The following is a 5,908-nucleotide window of genomic DNA, read 5'->3' on the forward strand; positions in this document are numbered from 1 at the left end:
GCGCACGCCCAGATCGTTGAGCGCACGCCCAGATCGTTGAGATACGGGTTGGTGAAGTTGTAGTAGAACGCCAGCGGGATGCAGATCGCGATGGACGCAAGGAAGAACACCAGGTACGAGCGTGACTTCAGCAGGCGCAGCGAATCCAGCCCCAGGATCTGTCCCAGGCCGGCGTCGCGCTGCTGTGCCAGCGGCGGGGTGTGCGGCAGGGTGAACGCATACAGGCCCAGCGCCAGCGACGCCATCGCCGCCATCCGGAAGGTCAGCTCGAGCCGGTGCGCCTGTTCCCAGCCCAGCCAGCCGATCAGCACGCCTGCCACGATCCAGCCGACGCTGCCGGCCACCCGCACCAGCGGGAACTGTTTCTCGGGCGACTGCATGTGCCGCATCGCCACGCTGTTGGCCAGTGCCAGCGTCGGCATGAACAGCAGCATGTAGCCCATGACGCAGGCGGAGAACATGCTGAAGCTGGTTGCGGTGGACGCCAGCCACATCAGTACTGCGCCAGCCAGGTGCAGGACCGCAAGGATGCGCTGCGCCGCGAAGTAGCGGTCAGCGATCAAGCCAACCAGGAAAGGCGCGACGATGGCACCGATGGACTGGCTGAGGAAGGCCGTCGCCACCTGGCTTGCGCTGGCCTGCAGCGGGCCCTGCACCAGATAGGTTCCCAGGGTGACGAACCATGCCCCCCAGATGAAGAACTGCAGAAACATCATCGCGCCCAAGCGCGACATGGTGTGCGTCATGGCTTGCCCTCCCAGGCAGTGATGTCTCAGATCCCGAGCATGCGGCGCAGTGATCCGGGATCGGTGCCGCTGTCGGCAAAGTCGTCGAAGGCGCGTTCGGTCACGCGGATGATGTGGTCGCGGATGAAGGTGGCTCCTTCCCGTGCACCGTCTTCCGGGTGCTTCAGGCAGCACTCCCATTCCAGCACTGCCCAGCCGGGGAAGTCGTACTGGGCGAATTTCGAGAAGATCGCCTTGAAGTCGATCTGCCCATCGCCGAGTGATCGGAATCGGCCCGGACGATCGATCCAGTCCTGGTAGCCGCCATACACGCCACTACTGGCACTGGAGTGATATTCCGCGTCCTTGACGTGGAAGATGCTGATGCGATCGTGGTAACGGTCGATGAAGCCGAGGTAGTCCATCTGCTGCAGCAGCAGGTGGCTGGGGTCGTACAGGATTTTCGCGCGGGGATGGTGGTCCACCACGTCGAGGAAGCGCTCGAAGGTCGCGCCGTCATGCAGGTCCTCGCCGGGATGGATCTCGAAGCACAGGTCCACGCCGCAGGCGTCAAAGGCATCCAGGATCGGGCGCCAGCGTCGGCCGAGTTCGGCGAAGGCTTCGTCCACCAGCCCGGGTGGCCGCTGCGGCCAGGGATAGAAGTAAGGCCAGGCCAGTGCGCCGGAGAATGTGGCATGCGCGGTCAGCCCCAGGCGTTGGCTGGCCTTGGCGGCCAGCAGCAGCTGCTGCACCGCCCAGGCCTGGCGGGCGGCCGGATCGCCACGCTTGTCCGGCGGCGCGAATCCGTCGAACAGGCTGTCATAGGCCGGATGGACGGCAACCAGCTGCCCCTGCAGGTGGGTGGACAGCTCGGTGATCTGCAGGCCATGTCCGCCCAGCATGCCGCTGACATCGTCGCAGTACGCCTGGCTGCGCGCCGCCTCGGCCAGATCGAACAGGTGGGGCGCGCTGGTCGGCACTTGTACGCCAGAATAGCCCAGCCCCGCGGCCCATCCGGCCAGCGTGTCCAGCCGATCAAAGGGTGGTGTGTCGCCGATGAACTGCGCCAGGAACAGCGCTGGACCCTTGAGCGTCTTCACGTTGATTCGCCCTCGATGCAATCGATTGCATTATCCTAGCAGGGGCATTCGAAAGACCCGTTGTGCACTGCACAGCGAAAGGAAGAGGTAGCGCCATGGCCACCATCTACGACATCGCAAGGCACGTCGGCGTCTCCGCAGGCACGGTGTCGCGAGCGCTTTCCCGGCCGGACARAGTGCTGCCGGCTACTCGCGCGCGCATCGAGCAGGCCGCTGCTGCGCTGGGCTACGTGCCCAACACGGTGGCCAGGACACTCAAGACCCAGCGCAGCGGCAAGATCCTGGTCACCGTGCCGGACATCGCCAACCCGTTCTTCGCGCAGATCCTGCAGGGCGCGGAGGATGCGGCGCAGGCCGTTGGCTACGCCGTACTGCTGGGCGACACCCAGAACCTGCCCGAGCGCGAGGAGCGCTACGCGCAGATGCTCCGGCGCAACGAGGCCGATGGTCTGATCGTGCTGGGGCATCGCCTGCCGCCGACGGCGCGCGAAATTGTCCAGCAACGAGGTACCGCTGCACCGGTGGTCAATGGATGCGAATTCGATCCCGCGCTGGGCATCCCCAGCGTCCACATCGACAACGCGGCCGCCGCGCGCGCTGTGATGGAGCACCTGTACGGACTGGGGCACGAGCGGATCGCTGTGGTGGGCGGACCGCCCGACAATCCCCTGCACACGCAACGGCTGGAAGGCGTGCGCGCCGCCGGCAGGGCGCGTGGCCGCCTGCGCCACCTCAGCGTCGTGCCGGGTGACTTTTCCGTGGAGTCCGGCCATGCGGCCGCGATGGCGCTGCTGCCGCCCGCAACCGCACCCACCGCGATCTTCTGCTTCAGCGACCAGATGGCGCTGGGTGCGCTGGCAGCCTGCCGTGACCTGGGCATCCGCGTGCCGGATGACGTCTCCATCGTCGGCTTCGACGACCTGGCGTCATCGCGTTACCTCACGCCTCCGTTGACGACCATCAGGCAACCGATGCGGGAGATCGGTGAGCGCGCGGTCAACCTGCTGCTCGCCATCATCGAACAGGTCGATGTACCGCTTCAGCAGACGCTGGATTTCAGCGTGATGCTGCGGGGTTCGACGGCCCCGCCCAAGGGTCGCTGAGGCAAGGGCAGGGCGGCGGGATGCCGCGCTTTGCCCGGCTCAGGGCTTGCCGCGCCTGGCGTCCACGCTGAAGCGGCCAGGCCCGCTGCAGGCCAGCAGCAGGAAGCCGCCGGCGATGGCCAGATTTTTCAGGAACATGATCTGCTGCACCGGGTCGGCGAGCTGGTGGTGGAAGATGAAGGCCGTGACCAGGCTGAAGGCGGCCAGCACCGCGGCTACTGCCCGGGTCTGGAAACCGAGCAGGATGCACAGGGCCGTGCCGATCTCGAACAGGATGGTCGGCCACAACAGGATGCCGGGAAGACCCATCGCCGCCATGTAGCCCTGTGTTGCCGCCGGGTCGGACAGCTTGCCCAGGCCCGATACCAGGAACAGCAGCATCAGCAATACGCGGGCGGCCAGCTTCGCAAGGGAGTGAAGTGATGTGTCCACGGCAACGTCCTCAGGGTGGGCAGGGCGGGGGATGATCAACAACCATGCAGGGCGGTATGCCCTTGCCCCAACCGACCGGGCGCTGCAGCAGGAGCTCCTGTCCGGCCATCGAATCCCATCACGGGTGAAGTGGATGTTGAGAGCGATGGCGTCGGCAGCCTGGGCGACCTGCGCGGTGCGTGCTTGCCTCAGCGCCGCTCGTACCAACCGCGCGATGCATTGACGATGCGCACCACCGACAGCATCACCGGTACTTCGATCAGCACGCCGACCACGGTCGCCAGCGCCGCGCCGGAATGCACGCCGAACAGGCCCACGGCGGTGGCCACGGCCAGTTCGAAGAAGTTGCTGGCGCCGATCAGCGCCGAGGGACCGGCCACGCAGTGGGCAACACCCAGGCGCCGGTTGAGCAGGTAGGCCAGCCCGGAGTTGAAGTAGACCTGGATCAGGATCGGCACCGCCAGGATGGCGATGACCAGCGGCTGCCGAACGATCTGCTCGCCCTGGAAGCCGAACAGCAGTACCAGCGTCAGCAGCAGGGCCAGCAGCGAGACCGGGCCCAGCGTGCGCAGCGCGGACTGCAGGCCAGCCTGGCCGCGACGGGCCAGCATCCAGCGCCGCAGCAGTGCGGCCACCAGCACCGGTGCGATGATGTACAGCGACACCGACAGCAGCAGCGTGTCCCATGGCACGCTGATCGCCGACAGGCCCAGCAGCAGCGCTACCACCGGTGCATAGGCCACCACCATGATCGCGTCGTTCAACGCCACCTGGCTGAGGGTGAAATTGGCATCGCCGCGGCACAGGTTGCTCCACACGAAGACCATCGCGGTGCAGGGCGCTGCTGCCAGCAGGATCAGCCCGGCGATGTAGCTGTCGATCTGCGCGGCGGGCAGCGCGTCGGCGAACACGTGGCGCAGGAAGAACCAGCCCAGCAACGCCATCGAGAAAGGCTTGACTGCCCAGTTGATGAACAGCGTTACGCCGATGCCTTTCCAGTGCTGGCCGAGCTGGCGCATCGCACTGAAATCGACCCGCAGCAGCATCGGGATGATCATCAGCCAGATCAGCACCGCGATGGGCAGGTTGACCTTGGCCACCTCTGCCGACGCCAGCGCAGCGAAAGGCTGCGGCAGCGCGTGGCCAAGCAGGGTGCCGGCCACGATGCACAGCGCCACCCACAGGGTCAGGTAACGCTCGAACAATCCCATCGGTGCCGGTGCGCTCACGCCTGGCCGTCCCCGGGCTGCACGAAACCCATGCGATCCAGCGCATCTTTCAACGGCCCGCGGTCGGACCATGTGTCTGCGGGCAATGCCAGCAGGGCCAGCAACCGTGCCTTGACGATGGCGTGGGCCTGCGCGAACGCAGCCGCCTTGTCCTCCGCGCTGCCATCAACGGCGGCCGGATCAGGCAGGCCCCAGTGCGCGCGCACGAAATCGCCGAACACCACCGGGCATGCCTCGGCGGCCGCGGCATCGCAGACCGTGATCACCAGGTCCATCGGCGCGCCGCCGGCGAACTCGTCCCACGATTTGCTGCGCAGGCCTGCCGTTGCAATGCCCTCGGCCTGCAATTGCGCAAGTGCGAACGGATTGACCTCGCCGGTGGGCTGGCTGCCGGCGCTGAAGACCTCGAAGCGATGACCGGCCCACGCCCGCAGCGTGGCTTCGGCAAGGACGCTGCGGGCGGAATTGCCCGTGCACAGGAACAGGACGCGTTGGGTGGTCACGAAGCAGATCTCCGGTCAGCAGGCGCAATCAGGGGAGGTGGGGCTGCAGGCAGGATCGGGCGAGCCTGCGCAGCAGTTGTGGGTGAGGTAGTCGATCAGGCCGGTCATCGCGCTGAAGTTGGCGCGGTAGCAGACATTGCGGCCCTGGCTCTCGCTCTCGACCAGCCCGGCCTGCAGCAGCTCCTTCAGGTGGAAGCTGAGCGTGGCCGGCGGCACCTGCAGGGCGGCGGCGATGTCACCGGCCATGCGTCCGGCCGGGCCGGCTTCGACCAGCAGCCGGAACGCGGCCAGGCGGGTGGCATGGCCCAGGGCGGTAAGGGCGGTGATTGCATTCTTCGTTTCCATATTTCTAGAATAGTCGAATGAATGAATCCATCGCAAGCGCCACCCTTCCGAATCTGGTCGAAGCCTCGCTTCCCCAGCCCGACCCGACCCTGCTGGGCGCCGGCCGCGCACACCCGCCGCGGATCCTGCTGCTGTATGGCTCGCTGCGCCCGCAGTCGTTCAGCCGCAAGCTGGCGCTGGAGGCCGAGCGCCTGCTGCGCCACCTCGGCTGCGAGACCCGGGTGTTCGATCCGCATGCGTTGCCCATGCTCGACAGCGTCGGCGCCGATCACCCTGAAGTGCAGCGCCTGCGCGCGTGGTCGCACTGGTCCGAAGGCCAGGTCTGGATCAGCCCGGAGCGCCACGGCACGGTCACCGGCGTGTTCAAGAACCAGATCGACTGGCTGCCGCTGGAAGACGGCAGCGTGCGCCCGACGCAGGGCARGRCGCTGGCGGTGATGCAGGTCAGTGGCGGTTCGCAGTCGTTCAACA

At 66.8% G+C, this 5,908-nt stretch carries 8 protein-coding genes; 2 read left to right on the top strand and 6 right to left on the bottom strand.

Going from position 1 to position 5,908, the window contains the following annotated elements; genetic code table 11:
- Together AC1VAN_RS08620 and AC1VAN_RS08625 are read right to left on the bottom strand one after the other, a co-directional pair.
- Window positions 1-746, bottom strand: a 746-nt coding sequence (locus AC1VAN_RS08620; protein WP_480985632.1) for an MFS transporter, incomplete at its 3' end; no start/stop codon positions are given.
- A gap of 26 nt (window positions 747-772) precedes the next feature.
- On the bottom strand, window positions 773-1,825 hold the full coding sequence (locus AC1VAN_RS08625; protein ID WP_140227580.1) for a sugar phosphate isomerase/epimerase family protein: 1,053 nt from the start codon (window positions 1,823-1,825) through the stop codon (window positions 773-775).
- A gap of 95 nt (window positions 1,826-1,920) precedes the next feature.
- On the opposite strand from AC1VAN_RS08625, the gene AC1VAN_RS08630 reads away from it, so the two are divergent.
- Window positions 1,921-2,928 carry a LacI family DNA-binding transcriptional regulator gene (locus tag AC1VAN_RS08630; RefSeq protein ID WP_480985633.1) on the top strand — a complete coding sequence of 336 codons (1,008 nt, stop codon included), beginning with the start codon at window positions 1,921-1,923 and terminating at the stop codon, window positions 2,926-2,928.
- 39 nt (window positions 2,929-2,967) lie between these two features.
- Here the strand turns inward: AC1VAN_RS08630 and AC1VAN_RS08635 are convergent, their stop codons facing one another.
- The 4 genes from AC1VAN_RS08635 to AC1VAN_RS08650 all read right to left on the bottom strand — a co-directional run bounded on the left by AC1VAN_RS08635 (window position 2,968) and on the right by AC1VAN_RS08650 (window position 5,437).
- Window positions 2,968-3,360, bottom strand: a complete 393-nt coding sequence (locus tag AC1VAN_RS08635; RefSeq protein ID WP_025873933.1) for a DoxX family protein — start codon at window positions 3,358-3,360, stop codon at window positions 2,968-2,970.
- Between the two features lie 188 nt (window positions 3,361-3,548).
- Complete coding sequence (gene arsB / locus AC1VAN_RS08640) at window positions 3,549-4,571, bottom strand: ACR3 family arsenite efflux transporter (protein ID WP_032951566.1); 1,023 nt, start codon at window positions 4,569-4,571, stop codon at window positions 3,549-3,551.
- 14 nt (window positions 4,572-4,585) lie between these two features.
- Window positions 4,586-5,092 (bottom strand): arsenate reductase ArsC, encoded by a 507-nt coding sequence (locus AC1VAN_RS08645; RefSeq protein ID WP_442251618.1) that lies wholly within the window; start codon window positions 5,090-5,092, stop codon window positions 4,586-4,588.
- 15 nt (window positions 5,093-5,107) lie between these two features.
- On the bottom strand, window positions 5,108-5,437 hold the full coding sequence (locus AC1VAN_RS08650) for an ArsR/SmtB family transcription factor (protein ID WP_032975893.1): 330 nt from the start codon (window positions 5,435-5,437) through the stop codon (window positions 5,108-5,110).
- Between the two features lie 17 nt (window positions 5,438-5,454).
- Between AC1VAN_RS08650 and AC1VAN_RS08655 the strand changes: the two genes are divergently transcribed.
- Window positions 5,455-5,908: NAD(P)H-dependent oxidoreductase (locus AC1VAN_RS08655; protein ID WP_480985634.1), on the top strand; the 454-nt coding region annotated here is incomplete at its 3' end.

It is taken from the genome of Stenotrophomonas sp. 05L44_2 (assembly GCF_056665995.1).

Bases quoted from the DNA above. Each gene is read 5' to 3' on its own strand.
- AC1VAN_RS08650 (WP_032975893.1), bottom strand. From the start codon at position 5,437: ATGGAAACGAAGAATGCAATCACCGCCCTTACCGCCCTGGGCCATGCC.
- arsB (WP_032951566.1), bottom strand. From the start codon at position 4,571: ATGGGATTGTTCGAGCGTTACCTGACCCTGTGGGTGGCGCTGTGCATC.